The 20,974-nt window shown below is 67.8% G+C and carries 21 protein-coding genes; 10 read left to right on the top strand and 11 right to left on the bottom strand.

The window, feature by feature from the left end; translation table 11 throughout:
• The first annotated feature begins 9 nt into the window (after positions 1 to 9).
• Positions 10 to 327, top strand: coding sequence for a helix-turn-helix transcriptional regulator (locus tag QXK92_RS19865; RefSeq protein WP_306244548.1), 318 nt, complete (start codon positions 10 to 12; stop codon positions 325 to 327).
• Complete coding sequence (locus QXK92_RS19860; RefSeq protein ID WP_016895223.1) at positions 324 to 2,282, top strand: cation-translocating P-type ATPase; 1,959 nt, start codon at positions 324 to 326, stop codon at positions 2,280 to 2,282. The genes QXK92_RS19865 and QXK92_RS19860 overlap by 4 nt, the downstream gene beginning before the upstream one ends.
• Before the next feature lie 72 nt (positions 2,283 to 2,354).
• On the opposite strand, the gene QXK92_RS19855 is transcribed toward QXK92_RS19860, so the two are convergent.
• Both QXK92_RS19855 and QXK92_RS19850 read right to left on the bottom strand, forming a co-directional pair.
• Positions 2,355 to 2,684 (bottom strand): hypothetical protein, encoded by a 330-nt coding sequence (locus QXK92_RS19855; RefSeq protein WP_016895224.1) that lies wholly within the window; start codon positions 2,682 to 2,684, stop codon positions 2,355 to 2,357.
• A 15-nt stretch (positions 2,685 to 2,699) separates the two neighbouring features.
• On the bottom strand, positions 2,700 to 3,797 hold the full coding sequence (locus tag QXK92_RS19850; protein WP_016895225.1) for an XRE family transcriptional regulator: 1,098 nt from the start codon (positions 3,795 to 3,797) through the stop codon (positions 2,700 to 2,702).
• Between the two features lie 270 nt (positions 3,798 to 4,067).
• Here QXK92_RS19850 and QXK92_RS19845 point away from each other — a divergent pair, with 270 nt between their 5' ends.
• The 5 genes from QXK92_RS19845 to QXK92_RS19825 all read left to right on the top strand — a co-directional run bounded on the left by QXK92_RS19845 (position 4,068) and on the right by QXK92_RS19825 (position 9,050).
• On the top strand, positions 4,068 to 4,769 hold the full coding sequence (locus QXK92_RS19845) for a hypothetical protein (protein ID WP_231752585.1): 702 nt from the start codon (positions 4,068 to 4,070) through the stop codon (positions 4,767 to 4,769).
• Between the two features lie 11 nt (positions 4,770 to 4,780).
• Complete coding sequence (locus QXK92_RS19840; RefSeq protein ID WP_231752584.1) at positions 4,781 to 5,878, top strand: tyrosine-type recombinase/integrase; 1,098 nt, start codon at positions 4,781 to 4,783, stop codon at positions 5,876 to 5,878.
• 82 nt (positions 5,879 to 5,960) lie between these two features.
• On the top strand, positions 5,961 to 7,874 hold the full coding sequence (locus QXK92_RS19835) for a tyrosine-type recombinase/integrase (RefSeq protein WP_016895228.1): 1,914 nt from the start codon (positions 5,961 to 5,963) through the stop codon (positions 7,872 to 7,874).
• A complete protein-coding gene (locus tag QXK92_RS19830; RefSeq protein ID WP_016895229.1) occupies positions 7,871 to 8,284 on the top strand; it encodes a DUF6262 family protein in 414 nt (137 codons plus the stop codon). The genes QXK92_RS19835 and QXK92_RS19830 overlap by 4 nt, the downstream gene beginning before the upstream one ends.
• Positions 8,285 to 8,606: 322 nt before the next feature.
• Positions 8,607 to 9,050, top strand: a complete 444-nt coding sequence (locus tag QXK92_RS19825) for a hypothetical protein (RefSeq protein ID WP_306244041.1) — start codon at positions 8,607 to 8,609, stop codon at positions 9,048 to 9,050.
• 53 nt (positions 9,051 to 9,103) lie between these two features.
• Here the strand turns inward: QXK92_RS19825 and cwsA are convergent, their stop codons facing one another.
• Positions 9,104 to 9,532: a cell wall synthesis protein CwsA gene (cwsA, locus tag QXK92_RS19820; RefSeq protein ID WP_306244039.1), complete on the bottom strand. Its 429-nt coding sequence runs from the start codon at positions 9,530 to 9,532 to the stop codon at positions 9,104 to 9,106.
• A 125-nt stretch (positions 9,533 to 9,657) separates the two neighbouring features.
• Here cwsA and QXK92_RS19815 point away from each other — a divergent pair, with 125 nt between their 5' ends.
• Positions 9,658 to 10,206: a peptidylprolyl isomerase gene (locus QXK92_RS19815; protein WP_306244037.1), complete on the top strand. Its 549-nt coding sequence runs from the start codon at positions 9,658 to 9,660 to the stop codon at positions 10,204 to 10,206.
• 38 nt (positions 10,207 to 10,244) lie between these two features.
• Here the strand turns inward: QXK92_RS19815 and QXK92_RS19810 are convergent, their stop codons facing one another.
• Entirely contained in the window at positions 10,245 to 10,658 is a 414-nt protein-coding gene (locus tag QXK92_RS19810; protein ID WP_306244035.1) for a PH domain-containing protein, read from the bottom strand.
• Between the two features lie 168 nt (positions 10,659 to 10,826).
• Positions 10,827 to 11,108: a cell division protein CrgA gene (crgA, locus tag QXK92_RS19805; RefSeq protein WP_306244033.1), complete on the bottom strand. Its 282-nt coding sequence runs from the start codon at positions 11,106 to 11,108 to the stop codon at positions 10,827 to 10,829.
• 98 nt (positions 11,109 to 11,206) lie between these two features.
• Here crgA and QXK92_RS19800 point away from each other — a divergent pair, with 98 nt between their 5' ends.
• Positions 11,207 to 11,950, top strand: a complete 744-nt coding sequence (locus QXK92_RS19800; protein ID WP_306244031.1) for a DUF881 domain-containing protein — start codon at positions 11,207 to 11,209, stop codon at positions 11,948 to 11,950.
• 35 nt (positions 11,951 to 11,985) lie between these two features.
• Positions 11,986 to 12,672 carry an aminodeoxychorismate/anthranilate synthase component II gene (locus tag QXK92_RS19795; RefSeq protein WP_306244029.1) on the top strand — a complete coding sequence of 229 codons (687 nt, stop codon included), beginning with the start codon at positions 11,986 to 11,988 and terminating at the stop codon, positions 12,670 to 12,672.
• Here the strand turns inward: QXK92_RS19795 and pknB are convergent.
• The 6 genes from pknB to QXK92_RS19765 form a co-directional block, all read right to left on the bottom strand.
• Positions 12,650 to 14,530 carry a Stk1 family PASTA domain-containing Ser/Thr kinase gene (pknB, locus tag QXK92_RS19790; protein WP_306244027.1) on the bottom strand — a complete coding sequence of 627 codons (1,881 nt, stop codon included), beginning with the start codon at positions 14,528 to 14,530 and terminating at the stop codon, positions 12,650 to 12,652. The genes QXK92_RS19795 and pknB overlap by 23 nt on opposite strands.
• Positions 14,527 to 15,765: a serine/threonine-protein kinase gene (locus QXK92_RS19785; RefSeq protein ID WP_371934187.1), complete on the bottom strand. Its 1,239-nt coding sequence runs from the start codon at positions 15,763 to 15,765 to the stop codon at positions 14,527 to 14,529. Before QXK92_RS19785 ends, pknB begins: the two co-directional genes overlap by 4 nt.
• 115 nt (positions 15,766 to 15,880) lie before the next feature.
• On the bottom strand, positions 15,881 to 17,359 hold the full coding sequence (gene pbpA, locus QXK92_RS19780; RefSeq protein WP_306244025.1) for a D,D-transpeptidase PbpA: 1,479 nt from the start codon (positions 17,357 to 17,359) through the stop codon (positions 15,881 to 15,883).
• The gene (locus QXK92_RS19775) at positions 17,356 to 18,768 is read right to left on the bottom strand and encodes an FtsW/RodA/SpoVE family cell cycle protein (protein ID WP_306244023.1); all 1,413 of its coding nucleotides are present in this window, start codon (positions 18,766 to 18,768) and stop codon (positions 17,356 to 17,358) included. The genes pbpA and QXK92_RS19775 overlap by 4 nt, the downstream gene beginning before the upstream one ends.
• Complete coding sequence (locus tag QXK92_RS19770; RefSeq protein ID WP_306244021.1) at positions 18,765 to 20,324, bottom strand: PP2C family serine/threonine-protein phosphatase; 1,560 nt, start codon at positions 20,322 to 20,324, stop codon at positions 18,765 to 18,767. The genes QXK92_RS19775 and QXK92_RS19770 overlap by 4 nt, the downstream gene beginning before the upstream one ends.
• Before the next feature lie 79 nt (positions 20,325 to 20,403).
• A complete protein-coding gene (locus tag QXK92_RS19765; RefSeq protein ID WP_055578126.1) occupies positions 20,404 to 20,871 on the bottom strand; it encodes an FHA domain-containing protein in 468 nt (155 codons plus the stop codon).
• Between the last annotated feature and the right edge of the window lie 103 nt (positions 20,872 to 20,974).

The following is a 20,974-nucleotide window of genomic DNA, read 5'->3' as shown; positions in this document are numbered from 1 at the left end:
GCGGGGGCGGTGGCGTTGTTTCACAGTCTGTCCGATCCCACCCGGTTGGCGATCGCCCGCCGCCTAGCTGGTGGTGAGGCTCGGGTGGTGGATCTGACCGGTGAGTTGGGATTGGCGCAATCGACGGTGTCGTCGCATCTGGCGTGCCTGCGCGACTGTGGGCTGGTGGATTTCCGGCCCCAGGGCCGCGCCTCGGTGTATCGGCTGGCCCGGCCGGAACTGCTGGACATGTTTCGCGAGGCCGAGGCGGTGTTGGAGGCGACCGGCAACGCCGTCGCCTTGTGCCCCAACTACGGCCACCCGACTGAACGGAAGGTAGCGCGATGAGCGAGGCGTGCGGCTGCGGCAGCGACGACCGCAACGAAGGCGAGCAGGAACCCGAACGGCTCTGGGAGATCACCGAACTACGCGCGGCCGCAGCCGCGGGGGTGGTGCTGCTGGCCGGCTATGCGGTCGGCTGGTCCGGCGGCCCCCATGTGGTCGAAATCGGCCTGTATGCGCTGGCGTTGGCGATCGGGGCCTACACGTTCGTACCCTCGACGCTGCGCCGGTTAGCGCAAGGCAAGATCGGGGTCGGCACGCTGATGACGATCGCTGCCATCGGCGCGGTGATCCTCGGCGAGGTCGGCGAAGCCGCCATGCTGGCGTTCCTGTTCTCCATCAGCGAGGGCCTCGAAGAATACTCACTGGCCCGGACCCGCCGGGGACTGCGCGCGTTGTTGGCGCTGGTGCCCGACGAGGCCACCGTCCTGCGCGACGGCGCCGAAATCACCATCCCGCCAGCGGAGTTGCGGGTCGGTGACCGGATGCTGGTCAAGCCCGGCGAACGGGTCGCGACCGACGGCACCATCACCTCGGGGCGCACCGCACTGGATGTCTCGGCCATCACCGGCGAATCCGTTCCGGTGGAGGCCGGACCCGGCAGTGATGTGTTCGCCGGATCGATCAACGGCACCGGGGTGCTCGAAGTCGAGGTCACCTCCAGCGCTGCTGATAACTCGTTGGCCCGCATCGTGGCGATCGTGGAGGCTGAGCAGTCCCGCAAGGGCGCCAGCCAGCGCCTGGCCGACCGCATCGCCAAACCGCTTGTTCCGGCGATCATGGTCGCGGCCGCGCTGATCGCCGCCATCGGTTCCGTGTTGGGTGATCCGCTGGTGTGGATTGAACGTGCCCTGGTCGTGCTGGTGGCCGCCTCCCCGTGCGCGCTGGCCATCTCGGTGCCGGTCACCGTCGTCGCCGCGATCGGCGCCGCCTCCAAGCTCGGCGTCCTCGTCAAAGGCGGCGCCGCGCTGGAAGCCCTCGGCGCGGTGCGCACCGTCGCGCTAGACAAGACCGGCACCCTGACCGCCAACCAGCCCACCGTCATCGACGTCGCCACCACCAACGGCAACAGCCGCGACCACGTGTTAGATGTGGCGGCGGCGTTGGAGGCCCGCAGCGAACACCCGCTGGCTGCAGCGATTCTCGCCGCCACCGAGGGGCCGGTCCAACCAGCTGAGGATGTGGAGGCGGTGACCGGGGCCGGACTGCTCGGCCACCGTGACGGCCACCGGCTACGGCTCGGGCGCCCCGGCTGGCTCGACCCCGGACCCTTGTCCGAACACGTCGCGGCCATGCAGGCCGCCGGCGCCACCGCCGTGCTGGTCGAAGACAACGGTCAGGTCATTGGGGCGGTCGCGGTGCGCGACGAACTGCGGCCCGAAGCCGCCCAGGTCGTCGAACACCTGCGCCGCGGCGGCTATCAGGTCGCCATGCTCACCGGCGACAACCAAGCGACCGCCCAAGCCCTGGCCCGCCAGGTGGGGATCGATACGGTGCATGCCGATCTGCGGCCCGAAGACAAGGCGGCGCTGATCGGTCAACTGCGCCAACGCTCCTCGACGGCCATGGTCGGTGATGGCGTCAATGACGCCCCCGCTCTGGCCACCGCCGATTTGGGGATCGCGATGGGTGCGATGGGCACCGACGTGGCCATCGAAACCGCCGACGTCGCCCTCATGGGTGAAGACCTGCGCCACCTCACCCAGGCCCTGGCCCACGCGCGGCGAGCCCGGCGCATCATGCTCCAAAACGTCGGCCTCTCACTGGGATTGATCGCAGTGCTCATCCCGCTCGCCCTCACCGGTGTGCTCGGCCTGGCCGCGGTCGTCGCGGTGCACGAACTCGCCGAAATCGTCGTCATCGCCAACGGTGTCCGGGCCGGGCGCACCAAACCACTGGCACAGCCAGGCCGGGACCATGATCCGGTGGCCGAAGTAGCCGCCTCCGCGATATCGCGTTGACCACCGGCATCATCCATCGCGTAACCAGCCAGGCGAGGAGGTCAGCAAGGTGTGGTGTTTGCCGATGACTTATCACGCCTTTGCGTCACGGCCGGCAGCGGTCAGGCCGAGACTGTGCGCTCGCCGCCAGGCGGCCGCCAGGTTTGCGCTTCGGCTCTTGCCTGATACCTGGCAGAGGTACGTGCTGCATTCTTTGTTGTTGGTCTGCCACCGCAGTTCGGCGTAGATACGCAGGTATCTGCGCCGCAGGACGACCCGTCCGAGCGCACCACCACTGTCGTTCACCACACGGCATCGGCGGCCGCCTGCGGCGTGGTCCTGCTCAAGGGCTTGCCCCTGCTTGGTCCAGTGGACCGGCGCTTTCCACTGCTCGTCGCGGACCGGGGTGCGATTCCAGCCCACGATCGCGCCCGGTGTTTAGACCATCGTGAGGTGCCGGGCGCCGGGCCTGTCGCTTACGCCGAAGAGCGCGCCGCGTTGCGCGCCGGTGAGCAGCGTAATGTCGTCGAGTTCACTGGCGGTGTAGCCGCCGGCCGCGAGTTGGCCGAGTACGTCGCCGACGAGACGGGGCATCTCCTCGGCCACGCCGGGGCGGGGGCCATACATGCGGCCGGTCTCGTTGAGCAGCCGGAACATCGAGCGGTACTGGTAGTCGGAGAGCACACCTCGCTCGCGGGCCCGCACGACCAGCGACGACGCGCTCACACCCCAGGTGAGGCGCAGCTCATCGAGTTCATGCACGGCCCGCACTGACACGCGGTCCAAGTCAAAGCCGATGTCGGCGATGGGGGCGAGGAACTCGGCGGCGAAACTGTTGGCCCGCCGCTCGGCCTCGGCGGGGCTGACCAGCGTCATCGCATCCATGACCAGGTGGCCGAGTTCGTGGGCCAGCGTCATCCGCATGCGGTCGGGCGGCCGGGCCGCGTTGACGTACACCAGGTGCGGGTGATACTCGCTTGCTCGCAGGGTCACCGCGTCGATCTCGTCGTCGAGGAAACCATCGACCACAACGAACACCCCTGCGGCTTCGAGCAATTCGGTCATCGAGCGGATCGGGCCGGCGACGCGCCACAGGCGGCGCAGAACCTGGGCGACGGTGATCTCTCCGAGCTCGGAGGCGTAGTCGGCCGGGTCGAGATCGGGAAGCGCAAGCTTGGGGTTGATGTCGGCGCGGGACACCAGGCGGCCGATCCGCATCGCGACAAGATTCGCGCGCGCCCACACGCGGTCACGCTTCCACTCGGCCGCACTCAGGTTGGCCCGGAAGTGGCTGCCCTGGGCCGGGGACCGGGTGAAGGGCACGCACAGCGCTTCCGGGCGGCATTCCATGGCCTGCGCGTAGTCGAGCAAGGCCTTCCCTGCCAGGGGCAGCAGCCCCGCCTCGACCCTGCTGACGTGCGAGGCCGACACCCCGGCCTCGTCGGCCAGGCGCTTTTTCGACCACCCACGCGACAACCGGGTCAACTGCACCATCACGCTGTTCGCCGCGTCGTCGTACGGGTCCGGTGCCGTCACAGATCGCCTCCCCAACCGTCTCGGTGCTGTCTTTCGACACTAGCCCGCCGCCGCCGCGAATTCGCGCAGAAACACCGTTTGATCTGCGTTTTCCCAGTTCACGCCCACTAACGGACGTGGGGCGTGTGTGGCTGGTGTGACGATAGCGCAACTCCAGCCCGTGACGCCTGCAGACCGGCTGCTCCGTATGCGATCGGCGTGTCTTCCGGCCTCAAACTTTACCCCGGTCCGCACGATTCTATGCAAGGTTTTCGGCTGAAAGGCGGGGTCGTGACAGCTCCGATGGATCAACCCAACACACCCGACCGTCCGGTCTCCCGCAAGGAGGCCCGACGGCTGCTCAACCAGGTGGCGGTCGGGGTGGGGGCGATGCTGCTGGCCGCCGTCGATGACTGGAACGCCTTGTCGGCCCGGCACTCCGCACATCTGCGAACCGTGATGCAAGGGCTCGGGCGCGGCACATATGTTGCGGCCGCCGTCGCGGCGGGCACCGATGTGTGGCTGAGCACCCGCGGCATGCATCCACCCGGACACACGGTCGTCAAGCCCTACCGCTGGCCCGAGATCAACAGCCGCGGCAAGACGCACATGATGATCCACCACAACGAGATGGAACCGACCACCCCGCGGCGGACCGCGTTCTTCACCCAGGATTCGGCGACCCTGGGCCTGATCGGCGATCCCACCCATTGCGAGCTGACCTGGGACTACGACATCGTCACCGACACCCATATCCGCCGGATCTGGGTCAGCGCGCCGGGCGTCGACTGGGACCGCTTCGAGGTTCCGATGGCCAAGGTGCAGGCCCAATACGCGACGTGGCGCAAGCGCGACATGAAGTGGCTGCCCGGGGCACTTCCTGCCGACACCGCCGCAGCCGCGCCGATGCCGGCCCGCCAACCGCAGGAAGACCTGCGGCCCGACATCCAGGTGCGGCCCCGGCGCCCCGAGGAAACCCGGGATGCCGAGTGAAGGCGGCACCGGTGACCATCCACGGACGGGCGTCGTGGACGGTCGTAGACGCTTCAGGCCTACCGGTCGGGGAGGTCGAGCAGTTCCTGCACTGGCTGCGTGCGATCGGCCGGTCGCAGAACACCGTCCGCTCGTATGCGCGCCACCTGAGCTTGTTCTACCGGTGGCTGGGCGCACGCGGAATCGACTGGGACGCCGTAGTATTCGACGCACTGTGTGATTTCGTGGGGGCGCTGTCGGCCGGTTTGCCCCCGCTGCCGACCCGGTCCGGTAGCCGGGCGCCGGGAACGGTCAAAGCGGTGAGCGCGGCCGTGCGCGAGTTCTACGAGTTCCACCGCGTCGAAGGCCGCGGACCGCAGGATCTGGTGTTGACCCGCAACCCGTCGCGGCTCCCGCGCCGGGCACACAGCTTCCTGGCCCACATCGAGCAACGCCACCCCAGCGCGGTCTCCCGGTTGACCCGGCCGGGCAAGCAGCCGGCAGAGACCGTGCAGCTGATCGACTTCGAGGCCGACTTCGCGACGTTGCTGGCGGCGGCGTCGACCCACCGCGACCGGCTGCTGCTCTCCGCGCTCTATGACCTGGGCCTGCGGGTCGGGCAGGCGTTAGGCCTACGGCACGCCGACCTGGACCCGATGCGCAAGCGAGTGCAGGTGTGCCGCCGGGAGGACAACGCCAACGGGGCGCTGTCAAAGCAGCGAGCGCAATTCGCGGTGGCCGCGCCCCGCCGGTTCTTCGACCTGTACGCCGCTTACCTCCTCAGTGAGATCTCCGACCTGGACAGCGATTACGTGTTCGTCAACCTGTCCCGGCCCCCGGTCGGCGGGCCGCTGTCGTACTCGAACGCCTACCAGATCATCGAGCACATCGGCTCCGTAGCGGGCCTTGACGGGCTGCACCCACACATGCTGCGCCATACCCACGCAACTGCGCTGGCCAAGGCCGGATGGACGTCGGCTGAGATCGCTGCCCGGCTTGGCCAGTCGCACGCCGCCAGCGCCGACGTCTACATCCACCTCGCCAGCGACGATCTGGCAGACCGATTGCGCCGCACCGAGCAGCTGGTGTGGGCGCCACCGCAGCGCGAGGCAGGCCATGAGAAACATTGATTCCCACCCTGACTCCACGCGCAGAGGCCGCCGTTCGCCGCTACGGGTACCCGACGGGCCGTGGTGTCAGCCGACGTGGCAGGTGGTCGAACCGGCCGGAGACCGCCGCCGCCAGGCGGCGGACCCCTGCGCCGTCGACGCATGCAACAGCGAGCGGTACTGGCTGGGCGGCCCCCACTCCGCAGGCGCCGAGCGGCGCGGATTGTGCTACGCGCACTACTTCCAATGGTTCCGCGCCGGCCAGCCCGCCGACTTCACCGCATGGGCAACCTTCGAAGCCCAACCCGTCGGCGCCCCGCGCGGCCACCTCTCGGCCCAGATCGTCGACTTCCGGCGGCTACCGCAGATCGCGGCCGATGAGATCCGGTTCGTCGTCGCCACCAAGGTGCGCCGCGGCGACTGGACCCCCAACACCAGCCTCCGCCGCTTCTTGATGGTGCTCATCGACACCGCCGACGGCCGGATCACCGACTCCCTCACCGAGCGACCCGCCGGCGAGTGGCTTCTGCTGTGCCGGCAGCATTGGCCGCACGCGAGCTCGTTCGACTCCCTGTGCGCACCCTACATTCGGCGCTTCTTCCGACTCCTCGACGGCGCCACCAACCCGGACCCGTGGGCCGACGACCACTGGCACTGGCGAGACGGATTCGAATTCGTTCTCGACGCCACCCAATCCGGATCGACACACACCGCCGTGGACTGGTCGACGGTGACCGTGCCGTGGCTGCGTGACGCGGTCAAAGAACTCGCACGCCGGCAGCTCACCACCGCCACCCTGGCCTGGGGCACGCTGACCCAGTGGGTGCGCGCCACCCGCCAGCTCGCCCGGTTCCTCACCCGCGACGACGAATCACCGGAACCGTCCGCGGTGACCAGGCCGGTCTTCCTTGACTACCTGGCGTGGACCCGGCGACCGGACACCCAAGCGGACGCGCGGTTGGCCAATACCGCCGCCTACCTGCTGGAGTCGCTGCACGACACCCAGATCGTGCCCGCTCTCGGGTCGGCGGTGTTCCTCCGACGAGGCGAGAACGTGCACCGCAAGACCCGCAGCCCCCGCCCGTTCCCGCCGGACGTAATCGAACGCGTCGACACGCTGATCGTCGACAACCCCGCAACCGACCCCACCCTGCGGTCGATGATCGCCACCACCCGGTGGGCAGGCTGCCGCATCTCCGAACTGGTCGCCCTGCCCATCGACTGCCTGCACCGCTCCGACGCGGGCTACTGGATCGAATATTGGATGCCCAAAACCCGGGCCTGGCGCCGATTCCCCATCCCGGACAGCCTCGCAACCATCGTCCTCGACCAGCAGACCCGCGTGCGCGACACCTACGGCCCCGACGCCGAGCACCTATTCCCCGGCGCCCGGTCCAACGCCGCCGCCGGCCGCACCCAACCCTGGTCGACCAGCGGCCTGCGGCACCGCCTCGCCGCACTGTTCACCGAACACGGCATCACCACCTCGACCATCACCGGCGAGCCGATCTCCGGCGGCGATGTGCACCGCTTCCGGCACACCATCGGAACCACACTGCTCAACAACGGCTGGACCCAACAAGAAGTGCGCGACTTCCTCGGCCACCACAGCGACACCATGACCTCGGCATACGCCCGCATCACCGACGACACCCTGGCCCGCAAAGCACGTGAATTCTGGAACAGCGCCGCAACAGACACGACCAACACCGACGCCGACGTGGAGCGGCTCCGGGCCCGGTTCACCACCGCGCTGCCCAACGGATTCTGCACTCTCCCAACGGCGCAACGCTGCGAATTCCGGCCCAACCCCTGCCTCGACTGCTCCTTCCACGACCCCGGCGGCCGGGTCTTCCTCGGCGCCCATATCGCGCACCGCGACCAACTGCAACGCCTCACCGCCGACGCTCACGAGCGCGGCGACGCAGCCGCCGTCGAATTGAACACGGCGATGCTCGACAAGGTCTCCAAACTGATCAGCGAAATCGACCCGAACACCACGCAGGAACCTCAGTGAGCGCCGACGACCGCGAACGCCGCACCGCACGCCTGACCGCAGCAGCCGCCGCCCGCACCACCGACGCCACCGCCCGCGCCCGCCGCGCGATCACCCGACTGCGAAACACCGGTCAGCCCGTCACCTTCGTCGACGTCGCCCGCGACGCCGGTGTATCGACCAGCTTCCTCTACCAGCACAGCCAACTACGCGACGACATCACCAACCTCCGCACCACCACGACCACCACGGCGACGGCCGCAACAGGGCGCGCGGCAAGCCTGGAATCGCTACGCACCAAACTCGCCACCGCGATCGCCCGCAACCGTGAACTCACCGAACAACTCGCGCAGCTTCGCACCGAGAACGAAGCACTTCGCAGCCGACTCCTCGAATCCCGCATCCCTGCGGCGACACCGCATCCGTCATAGCCGGACCGGACCCAACCAGAACCAACGGGGCCACAGCGCAGCCCACCACCGTCGACGACTTCCTACAGATAACCCGGCCACGACGACGGACCTACGCCAAGCCGCGGCCCCGTCGTAGACGTCGACTCCACACGCCGCTCACCTAGAGATATCGATTCCCCTAGGCTCCACAAATCTCCACAAATTTCCCGTATGACGTCGGTTGACGCTGACACTCCCTGCTGATGAGTCGCGGACCGTGTCTCTGTCGGACCCCCTGATCGTTGACCGCGGCTACGACTGACCCTTCCGCCCGCGAGTGTCAATTCGCTAATATCGAATCATGAAACATATTTCGTATGTAGTGGGCGCAGTCATCCTGGCGGTGATGGGTGCCGGTGCAACCGCACCGGTTGCCCACGCCGAGGGGCCGGAAATGAACGGTGTGTACAGCTACGTGGACGAGGACGGCGACTTCGGCACGTGGACCGTGAACACCACGTGCGCACCGACCTGCGTCGCGCATGTGGCGACAGGGCCGGGGCGCGGCTTCGATGCTGTTCTGGTCGATGGCGTGTACACCGTCAACCGGTCGGTTCCCGCCGGCCTGTCGTGCCCCGATTACATGCTCGGGGACTTGTTGTGGGACGCCGGTGAACATCCGGTCCAGGTATGGCAATGGTGGGATCCGACGACGCTCAAGGGCGAAGTTCACTTTCTGGCGACCACGGGGCCATGCGAAATCGGCGACCATCACGACCATTTCACGCTCACTCCGGCCGGATAGCACCAGGCGTCGACCCCTTCGTGCCCATTGACACGTGCGGGCCACCAGCGTCGTCAAGGACGTGGCTGCACGTCCACACTGGGCGGGCGAGGTGAAGGCTCCGGCTTCGACGAGCGCCGCACCACGCTGAAGGCGACCGCGCCGCCGGCCAGAACCACGACGGTCGCCGCTCCCGCGATCAGCCACGGCTTCTTGCTGTGGCGCTGGTTGCGGCGCGCCTCCTGCAGCAGCTGCGGCAGATTGGCGGCCACCTCCTGCGCAGCCGCGAACTCCTGCACGATCGTCTCCTGGGCAGCGGCGAGTTCCCGCGCCAATCGGCCTTCCCGGTAACGGCGGCGCACTTCCGACGCGGTCGACTGGGCTGACTGCACCCCGAGACCGACCACGCCGCGGGTGACGTCCACGGGTCCCACCGCCGAGTAGGTCAGGCCCCGGGTCAGCCGCTCACGTGGGGTCAATGAGGCATCCGCCTTCTGGCTCATCTGCCGCCTTTCGATGTATCGCGCAAGTTCTACGCAGTCCTATCAGGTACCGAGGCCCTGGAGCTAGAGGCTGAGTGCCGTTGGCGTGCCGCCGACGGCACCGGCTGCGGGACGGGCCACACGTAGTGGCAGACTGTGACCCCGTGACTAACAGCCCCATTCAGACCGCTACCGCCACGCTGCACACCAACCGCGGAGACATCAAGGTCGCCCTGTTCGGGAACCACGCGCCCAAGACCGTCGCCAACTTCGTCGGCCTGGCGCAGGGCACCAAGGAGTACTCCACCCAGAACGCCTCGGGTGGACCGTCGGGGCCGTTCTATGATGGCGCGGTTTTCCACCGGGTGATCCGGGGCTTCATGATTCAGGGCGGCGACCCGACCGGAACCGGCCGCGGCGGCCCGGGCTACAAGTTCGCCGACGAGTTCCACCCCGAGTTGCAGTTCGACCGGCCGTACCTGCTTGCGATGGCCAACGCCGGCCCGGGCACCAACGGCTCCCAGTTCTTCATCACCGTCGGCCCGACCCCGCACCTCAACCGGCGCCACACCATCTTCGGTGAGGTTGTCGACCCCGACTCGCAACGAGTCGTCGACGCGATCGCCACGACGGCCACCGACGGCAACGACCGCCCCACCGAGCCCGTCGTCATCGAGTCGATCACCATCTCCTGACGCACTAGTAACGCGGACGCTCGCCGGACCGGGAAACGCTACCCCGCGTAACCCGCGTCCGTGAGCGCGTCCAGCACGTCCAGCGGATCGGTACCCAGGTCCCAGCGGGACAGGATGAGCAGCCCGCCGTCGACGGTTTCCAGCTCGAGTAGCCGGATCCTGCGCCCGTGCCGGCGGAACTCCGAGATCCGAATGATCTTGATGACGTCGCGTCGCAATAACTGCGTGCGGAACCAGCCGCGCACCGCCAACCCCTCGGGCGTGATTGCCAGCTTCGGCCGGGCGCGCCACGATGCCGCAGCAAACAACAACAGGCCCACCGCGGCGATCCCCGCGATGACCCGGCCCGGTGGATCTGTGACCAGCGTCACAGCGGCGATAGCCAGTACTGCGCCACCGATGCCACAACCAGCGATTCCCGCCGTCTGAGGCGCCCACTCAGTTTGCTGCATGCGCTACCAGCACCCCCTTACCACGGCAGACGCGGTTATCCACAGACGCTATCAACAGTGGGGATGAATCACACGCGTGTGATTGGGTGGCAGCAAGGTTGCTGGGACGCCATCGGATGGACCGCGAAATGAATGCATTACGTGTGCGTCAACCCCGGTGCCGGCCGCTCAGTGCCAGCGCATCGTGAGCAACAACCCGGTGATCATGAACGCGAAGGCGATCGCGTAGTTCCACGGGCCCAGTTGCGCCATCCAGTGCAGCCACGTCGGCGCCTGCGGACCGTAGGCCGCCAACTGGAAGACCATCAGCCACACCAGGCCGATCAGCATCAGGCCGATGAACAATGCGACGAACCACACGCTCGACGGCCCGACCTTCACTTTCACCGGAGTGCGGCTGACCGCGGTGACAGTGAAGTCGTTCTTCTTGCGGACCTTCGACTTGGGCATGTGTACCTCAGATACCTCAACAAAGAGCGGGACGGGTGCAACGATTACGGTTGCATGCAGGTAGAGCTCGGATATGAGACTAGCCCACAGGAGACACCATGGTTGACCGGCGCCGTTCGCCGTGGCGCTTCGGTGTCCCGTTGGTCTGCCTGCTGGCCGGACTGCTGCTGGCTGCCACGCACGGCGTCTCCGGGGGCGCGGAGATCCGCCGCAGCGACGCGCCGCGCCTGGTCGACCTGGTGCGCGAGACGCGTTCCTCGGTCGATCACCTGGATGCCGAGCGGGAGGCGCTGACCAGGAAGATCGACGCCGCGCACGGCCGGTCCTCGGACGTCGCGCTGAAGGCAATGCTCAAGCGGGCCGCCGAGCTGGCCGGTGATGCCGACATGAACCCGGTGCACGGCCCGGGCCTGGTGGTCGTCCTCAACGACGCCCAGCGCGACGCCAACGGGCGGTTCCCGCGCGACGCCACCCCGGATGATCTGGTCGTACACCAGCAGGACATCGACGGCGTGCTCAACGCGTTGTGGAGCGCAGGCGCCGAGGCGATCCAGATGCAGGACCAGCGGATCATCGCCACCTCGGTCGTCCGGTGCGTCGGCAACACGCTGCTGCTCAACGGCCGCACCTACAGCCCGCCCTACTCGATCACCGCGATCGGCGACGCGACGGCCATGCAGGCCGCGCTGGCCGCCGCTCCCCTGGTGACGCTGTACAAGCAGTACGTGGTGCGCTTCGGCCTGGGCTACCGGGAGGACGTCAAGTCCGACGTGGCGGTCACCGGGCATGCCGAACCGGTACGGCTGCACTTCGCGCAGCCCATCGGTCCGATCGGCTACTGACGGCGGCCCTGCGCAGCGGACGGTAACCTGTCACGATGCGGATCCTGGTCGTCGACAACTACGACAGCTTCGTGTTCAACCTGGTGCAGTACCTGGGCCAGCTGGGCGTCGAGGCTGCGGTGTGGCGTAACGACGACACCCGGCTCGCTGACGCTGACGCCGTTGCGGGCGAATTCGACGGCGTCCTGCTCAGCCCCGGTCCCGGCACCCCGGAGCGGGCCGGCGCTTCGATCAGCCTGGTGCGTGCGTGCGCCGCCGCGAACACGCCGCTGCTCGGTGTCTGCCTGGGACACCAGGCCATCGGCGTGGCGTTCGGGGCCACCGTCGACCGCGCCCCGGAGTTGCTGCACGGCAAGACCAGCAGCGTGTTCCACGCCAATGTTGGTGTGCTGCAAGGACTCCCAGACCCTTTTACGGCGACGCGGTACCACTCTCTGACCATCCTGCCCGAGTCGCTGCCCGCCGAGCTGGAGGCCATCGCACACACCCAGAGTGGGGTGATCATGGCGGTGCGGCACACGTCGTTGCCCATTCACGGTGTCCAGTTCCATCCCGAGTCGATCCTCACCGAGGGCGGCCACCGGATGCTGGCCAACTGGCTCAGCTACTGCGGCTGGGCGCGGGACGACACCCTGGTGCGCCGGCTGGAGAACGAAGTGCTCACCGCCATCCGGCCGCACTTCCCCACCGACTCGGGAGCTACTGACCGAACTTCAGCGTGATCACGCCGTCGCGGTTCACGCCGCTGCCCGCTGACGGGCTCTGATAGACCACCTTGTTGTGCAGATTGCCGCCCGCGTCGACGTCGGGTCCCTTGTCCAGCACTCCGGTCCAGCCCAGCGCCCGCAATCGCGGTTCGGCATCGGTCCAGAACATGCCTGAGACGTCGGGCATGATGAACTGGTTGCCCTTGGAGACCTGCAGTTCGATGACGGTGTCGATCGGCAACGTCTCGCCCTTGGCGGGATTGGTGCCGATCACCTCACCTGCCGGCCGGGGGCTGTCCACCTGAGTCTGGGTGATCTTGGTGAAGCCGTAGACGTTGAGGTTCTTCTGCGCTGTGTCCACCGTCTGGCCCGTGACGTCGGGGACCTGCTTGGTCTCCGGACCCGAGCCCACGATGATCGTGATGACGTTGGTGATGGCCGAAGTCTGGTTGGCCGGCGGGTTGGTCCCCACGACCTTGCCCTGCAATTCCGGGGTCGACGGCGAGTTCGATTGCTTGAACTTGTTGAATCCCGCCGCGGTGAGCTTCTTGACGGCCTCGGAGTACGTCAGCGAGGACACGTCGGGCACCTCGCGCTGCTCGGGCCCGGTAGAGACATTGATGGTGATCTCGTCGCCGGCGCCCACCGAGGAGTTCGCCGCCGGATCGGTGCCGATGACGTGATCCGGCAGGATCTGTGAGTCGGGCCGCTGCTGCGTGCGCGTCTTGAAGCCCTTGTTCTGCAGCGCCACGATCGCATCGGCCGACGTCTGGCCGCGCACGTCGGGCACCTGGACACTGCGGGTGTTGCCGCCGAACGTATTGATGGCGATGGTCACCACGATCGTCAACACCGCCAGGACGGCGACCACCGCGACCCACCGGCCCACCGAACCGGCGCCGCGGTCACGGTCGGAGTTGTCGAAGTTCTGGCGCGGCAGCGGGTCGGTGCGCGGACCCCCGTGCGGCCCGCCCGAGGATGACATGAATGCCTTGCGTTCTGCGCCGCTGAGCACCTTGGGCGCCTCCGGCGTTTCACCGTTGTGCACCCGGACCAGGTCGGCGCGCATCTCCGCCGCGGTCTGGTATCTGTTCTCCGGGTTCTTGGCGAGCGCTTTGAGCACGACGGCGTCGAGGTCCGCGGAGATTCCTTCGTGGCGCTCCGAGGGCGGAATCGGGTCTTCACGCACGTGCTGGTACGCGACCGATACCGGTGAGTCACCAGTGAAAGGTGGCTCGCCAGTGAGCATTTCGTACAGAACACAGCCCAGCGAGTAGACGTCGGAGCGGGCGTCGACGGAGTCGCCGCGGGCCTGCTCGGGCGAGAGATACTGCGCGGTCCCGATCACCGCGGCGGTCTGGGTGACGCTGTTGCCGCCGTCGGCGATCGCGCGGGCGATACCGAAGTCCATCACCTTCACCGCGTTGGTGGAGCTGATCATGATGTTCGCGGGTTTCACGTCGCGGTGGATGATGCCGTTCTGATGGCTGAAGTTCAGCGCCTGGCAGGCGTCCGCGATCACCTCGATGGCCCGCTTGGGCGTCATCGGACCCTCGGTGTGCACGATGTCGCGCAACGTGACGCCGTCGACGTACTCCATGACGATGTAGGGCAACGGCCCGGCCGGGGTTTCCGCCTCGCCGGTGTCGTACACCGCGACGATGGCCGGATGGTTCAGCGCCGCGGCATTCTGCGCCTCCCGCCGGAAACGGAGGTAGAAGCTGGGGTCGCGGGCCAGGTCAGCGCGCAGCACCTTGACCGCGACGTCGCGGTGCAACCGCAAGTCACGGGCGAGGTGAACTTCGGACATCCCTCCGAAGCCGAGGATGTCGCCCAGTTCGTAGCGGTCGGACAGATGCCGAGGGGTGGTCATCGAGGTTTCTCATATCGGGCCGGCGAGGCGTGCAGTACAGAATTACCGGTTAATGGACTTTCCGTCCAGTTGAAACCGGAGTTCGGTGCCGGCCCGATCTGCGCGCTGCCGGTGTTGGTGACCGTCGGCGGCGGAGACGGCTGATTGTCCGCCTTGGAATTGATGACGATCAGCACCGCGATGATGATTGCCAGCGCGCCCAGCACACCGGCGGCCCACAGCAGCGCCCGCTGACCCGAGGAGAACGTGCGACGCGCCGGCGGGCGGTGTCCGCTGGCGGCGCGGCGTGGCGCAGTGGTCCGGGTGGCGGGAGCGGGGGCGATCCGTGCCGGGGTGGCCGACGGGATGGACGCCGGGGCGGCCCGCCCCGGCGGCGGCGACTGGCTCGGTCGCGGCGGACGCCGCCCGGCCCGAACCGCGGCCACGGCGTCGGCGAAGGGCCCACCGCTGCGGTAGCGCTGGCTGGGATTCTTGACCAGCGTGATCTCGATCAGTTCCCGCACGTTGGGCGGCAGATCGGCGGGCAGCGGGGGCGGCGGCTCTTTGATGTGCTTCATCGCCACCGTCAGCGCACCGTCGCCGGTGAACGGGCGCTTGCCCGAAACAACCTCGTAGCCAACGACTCCCAACGCGTACACGTCACTGGCGGGGGTGGCGTCATGACCCAGCGCCTGCTCCGGTGCGATGTACTGCGCGGTGCCCATCACCATGCCGGTCTGGGTCACCGGTGCCGCGTCGACAGCCTTGGCGATGCCGAAGTCGGTGATCTTGACCTGTCCGGTGGGGGTGATCAGGATGTTGCCCGGTTTGACGTCGCGGTGCACCAGCCCGGCGGCGTGCGCGACCTGCAGGGCGCGACCGGTCTGCTCGAGCATGTCCAGTGCGTGCCGCAGCGACAGCCGGCCGGTGCGCTTGAGCACTGAGTTCAACGGTTCACCGTTGACCAGCTCCATCACCAGGTAGGCCGTGCGGCCTTCCCCGTCCATCGCGCTCTCGCCGTAGTCATGCACCTGCGCGATGCCGGGATGATTGAGCATCGCGGTGGTGCGCGCCTCAGCGCGGAAGCGCTCGATGAACTCCGGGTCCTGCGAGAACTCCTGCTTGAGCACCTTGACCGCGACGCGCCGGCCCAGGCGGCTGTCCACCGCCTCCCACACCTGGCCCATGCCACCGGTGGCGATGAGCCGCTGCAGCCGGTACCGGCCGGACAGCGTCACCCCAACGCGGGGACTCATGTTTCGCCTCGCTCCGGTCCGATCGCACAGTGGCGACCCGCGGCACCCGGCTTCGCCGCGCTTGCGATCGCCACGGCACGTTCCGTCGCTGCGATCCTCACTCGCCTATGGCGACTCATGGTCCCCCTTGCAAAGCAGCTTCGATCACTGCCCTCCCGATGGGCGCGGCCAGCGCGCCCCCGGTCGCGGACAGGCGATCGCCACCGTTCTCCACGAGCACCGCCACGGCAATCTTGGGAGCCTGCGCCGGAGCGAAGGCGATGTACCACGCGTGCGGTGGAGTATGCCGCGGGTCGGTGCCATGCTCGGCGGTACCCGTCTTGGATGCGATCTGCACGCCGGGGATGGCCCCTTTCTGCTGTGCGACTTTCTCGGCGCCGACCATCAGCTCTGTTAGCTTAGCGGCGACCTGCGGCGACACCGCGCGCCGCTGCTGGTACGGGGCCGTGGTGCTGATATTGGCCAGATCCGGCCCCTTGAGGCTTTCTACCAGGTACGGCTGCATCATGACGCCACCGTTGGCGATGGTCGCGGCCACCTCCGCATTCTCCAGCGGGGTCAGCGCGACGTCCTTCTGCCCGATGCTGGTCATCCCCAGCGCGGCGGCGTCCGGGATCGCGCCGACGGTGGATTCGGCAACCTGCAGCGGAATCGGATCGGGCGCGTTGTCCAGCCCGAACGCGTGCGCCATGCTGCGCAGCGCGTCGGTTCCGGTGGTGAGCCCGAGCTGCACGAACGCGGTGTTACAGGACTTGGCGAACGCCTCGCTCAACGACACCGTCTCGCCGGGGCCACACGGGGTGCCACCGTAGTTCTCCAACGTCGCCGTGCTGTTGGGCAGCGGGATCCTCGCCGCGGCCGTCAGCTGCTGCGTCTCGGTCGCCCCGGCCTGCAGTGCCGCCGCGGTGGTGATCACCTTGAAAGTGGACCCCGGCGGATAGGTCTCCGAAATCGCCCGGTTGATCAGCGGGTTGTCCGGATTGTCGCGCAGGCTCTGCCAGGTCTGCGCCTGCACGTCGGCGTCGTGCGACGCCAGCAGATTGGGGTCGTACGACGGCGACGACACCAGCGCCAGAATCTTGCCGGTGGACGGTTCCAACGCGACAACGGCGCCCTTGCAGGGCAGGCCCGCGCAGCCCTGCTGCATCGCGTCCCATCCCGCCTGCTGGATGCGCGGGTTGATCGTCGTGTCGACGTTGCCGCCGCGCGGGTCGCGCCCGGTGAAGAAGTCCGCCAGGCGACGCCCGAAGAGCCGCTCGTCGGACCCGTTGAGCAGCGAGTCCTCGGCCCGTTCCAGGCCGGCGCTGGAGTAGCGCAGCGAGTAGAAACCGGTGACCGGCGCGTAGGCCGCCGGATTGGGATACACCCGCAGGAAACGGAACCGGCTGTCGGTGGCAACCGAATACGCCAGCAACTGGCCTCCGGCGATGATCTGGCCGCGCTGGCGCGAATACTCGTCGAGCAGCACGCGCTGGTTACGCGGATCGGCCCGCAACCCGTCAGCCGTGAAGACCTGCGTCATCGTGGCGTTGAGCAGCAGCAGCACGATCAACGCCATCACGGTCATCGAGATTCGGCGCAGCGAGGTGTTCATACGCGCTCGATCACCTCGGTACTGGCCGCCGCGATCGGTGCCTTCTTGCGCGGGCGGGTACGCAGCGGACGGCGGGCGCCGTCGGAGATTCGGGCCAGAATGCCGAGCAGCACATAGTTGGCCAACAGCGACGAGCCGCCGTAGGACATCCACGGCGTGGTCAACCCGGTCAGCGGGATCAGCTTGGTGACGCCGCCGACGACGATGAAGAGCTGAATCGCAAGCGTCGAGGCCAGGCCGGCGGCCAGAAGCTTGCCGAAGCTGTCGCGGGTGGCGATCGCGGTGCGCATGCCGCGAATGATGATGATCGTGTACAGCATCAAAATGCTGGCCAGGCCCACCAGGCCCAGCTCTTCCCCGAACGCGGCGATGATGAAGTCGGTTGAGGCCGCGGGAACGGTGTCGGGCTGGCCGTTGCCGAGTCCGGTGCCGAAGATGCCGCCGGTGGCGAAGCTGAACAGCGCCTGCACCATCTGATAGCCGGTGCCATCGGGGTCGGCGAACGGGTCCAGCCACGTCTGCACGCGAACCCGCACATGGGCGAACAGGTGATACGCCACCAGGCTGCCGCCGGCGAACAGCACCAGGCCGAGCATCACCCAACTGAACCGCTGCGTGGCCAGGTACACCACGACGAGAAAGGACGCGTACAGCAACAGCGACGTGCCGAGGTCCTTCTCGAAGACCATGACGCCGACCGAGATCACCCAGGCGGCCAGCAGCGGGGCCAGATCGCGCGGCCGGGGCAGGGTCAGGCCCAGCACGTGCTTGCCCGCACTGGTGAACAGGTTGCGCTTGGCCACCAGCACCGCGGAGAAGAAGATCAGCAGCAGAATCTTGGAGAACTCAGCGGGCTGAATCGAGAAGCCCGGCAACCGAATCCAGATCTTGGCGCCGTTCTGCTCGGACAGCGACGCCGGCAGCAGCGCAGGTATCACCAGAAAGATCAGACCGGCCAGGCCGCAGATGTAGCCGTAGCGGGCGAGCTGACGGTGGTCCTTCAGGAACGTCACCACCAGCGCGAACGCCGCGACGCCGAGCAGAGTCCAGAGCATCTGCTGATAGGCGCTGGGATGCCCGTGCCGGCTGCCCTGCTTGTCCACCAGGTCGAGGCGGTGGATCATCACCAGCCCGAGTCCGTTGAGCAGCGCCACCACCGGAAGCAGCAGCGGATCGGTGTAGGGCGCGAAGCGCCGGATCGCCAGGTGCGCGATGCCGAACAGGCTGAGGAATCCCAGCCCGTAGGTCGCGAGGTCCCAGTGCAGCCCGCGCTCCTGATTGGCCTCCACGATGCACAGCGCGGCGATGGTGATCACCGCGGCGAAGCACAACAGCAGCAACTCGGCGTTGCGCCGGGTGGGCAACGGAGGGGTCACCGCTACCGGTGCCGGCAGTTCCGTTGTGGTCATGCCGCGGGTCGGCAATCGGCCTGCTGTGGCGGGTTCTCGCTCGTGGTCGGCGCTGTGCTGTTGGGCGTGGTCGACGACGGCGCAGCAGGCGCGGCCGAGGTGGTGCTGGGGCGGGTCGAGGGTGTGGTGGTGGAAGCGGAACTCGGTGCCGAACTCGGCGCCGAGGAGGGCGTGGTCGATTGGGTCGCGGAGGCCGGCGAGGACGGCGTGTAACTCGATTCGGGTGTCCCGCTGCTGTTGGTGGACGGGGCCGACGGCTCCGGCGCCGAGGTGGCACCCTGGGGACACTTCGGGCGCAGCGATTTGGCGAGCTGCTGCAACTGTTTGCGGGCGCCGTCGAGGGTGTCGGACGGCAACTGCCCGGCCTGCACCGACGCCCGCGCGGGGCCGTTCAGGTAGTCGACCTTCATCAGGTGGCAGTTGCTGCGCTCGGGCGGCTGGCTGGGACTGATGTCGGAGATCTCGTCGTTGGCGCTGAGGCAGCCCAGCGAATAAACCTCATGCAGGGACAGCCCCAGCAGCGAGCCCTGGATGCCCCGCATGATGGCGACGGTGCCGTTGTAGTCGGCGACGTAGTAGTTGTTCCGGATGACCGCGCGGCTGATCAGCAGCCCGGCGATCAACACCAGGGTCAACAACCCGACCACCAGCCCGATCCGCTTGCGTGACCAGCGGCGCTTGGGCGGCGCCTCGACCTGCGGGGCAACCCGTTTGGTGACCTCGCCTTTGCGCGGGCCGATCGCCGAGGCGCGCCCCGCCGCGGTGTTGGGCAGCGTCAACTGGTCGTCGTCACCGTCGCCGGATACGGCGCCGGCCAGGATCGGTTGGGTCTGACCGAACTCGTCGTCGACGACGTCGGCGACCACCACGGTGACGTTGTCCGGGCCGCCACCGCGCAGTGCCAGCTCGATCAGGCGGTACGCACTTTCGGCGACATCGGGAATCTGCAGAGCTTCGGCAATGGTGTCGTTGCTGACGGGGTCGGAAAGGCCGTCGGAGCACAGCAGGTAGCGGTCACCCGCGCGTGCCTCGCGCATGGTGAGGGTGGGTTCGACCTCATGCCCGGTCAACGCCCGCATGATCAGCGAGCGCTGCGGATGGCTGTGCGCCTCCTCCGCGGTGATGCGCCCTTCGTCGACCAGCGTCTGGACGAAGGTGTCGTCTTTGGTGATCTGAGTGAGCTCGCCGTCGCGGAACAGGTAGCCGCGCGAGTCGCCGATGTGCACCAGCCCGAGGCGGTTGCCGGCGAACAGGATGGCGGTGAGCGTGGTGCCCATGCCTTCGAGGTCGGGTTCCATTTCGACCTGTGCGGCGATCGCGGCATTCCCGGCCCGCACCGCGGAGTCGAGCTTGGCCAGCAGGTCGCCGCCCGGCTCGTCGTCGTCGAGGTGGGCCAGGGCGGCGATCACCAGCTGAGAAGCGACCTCACCGGCCGCGTGCCCCCCCATGCCGTCGGCCAGGGCCAGCAAGCGTGCGCCGGCATAGACCGAGTCTTCGTTGTTGGCGCGTACCAGGCCGCGATCGCTGCGGGCGGCATATCGCAGGACCAGGGTCACGGGCGCAACTCTCCCCCGCTAGCGGGTGGTGCCCCCACGACCCCGGCTACCCAGACGGAATCGTCGTCGTAGGCGCGGGTCACGGGCGCAACTCTATTGCGGTCTTGCCGATCCGAACCGGCGTACCTATGGGAACTCGCACAGCAGTTGTCACTTTGGCCCTGTCGAGGTAAGTGCCGTTGGTCGATCCTAGATCTTCCACATACCATTCGGAGCCGCGCTGAGACAGCCTGGCATGCCGAGTCGAGGCGTAATCGTCAGTTAATACCAAGGTTGAGTCGTCCGCGCGGCCGATGAGCACCGGCTGCCCGCTCAACGTGATCCGAGCGCCTTGGAGCGCCCCTTCAGTCACAACCAGATACCGAGCCGTGTCGCGGCGCTGCCGCGACGGCAGCAGGTTGCCGCGCAGCGTCAGCCCGCGACGCACCATGACCGCGCCGGTGGGCGCGTAGATGTCGGTGCGCAGAATCCGCAGCACCGACCAGATGAACAGCCACAACAGCATCAAGAACCCGGCACGCGTCAGTTGCAGTACCAACCCCTGCATCCGGCGGTCCTTTCCGTCCCGGCACTGCCCACCCCGCGCACCTGATGCCGTGCACCTCAGCAAAGTCACCATACTTCGACGGTGACCGACGCGGGGAGATGCG

Source organism: Mycobacterium sp. TY815, from assembly GCF_030755135.1.
Classification (GTDB): domain Bacteria; phylum Actinomycetota; class Actinomycetes; order Mycobacteriales; family Mycobacteriaceae; genus Mycobacterium.
The sequence above is the reverse complement of the archived record's forward strand: the minus strand, read 5'-3'. Positions and strand labels throughout refer to the sequence as shown.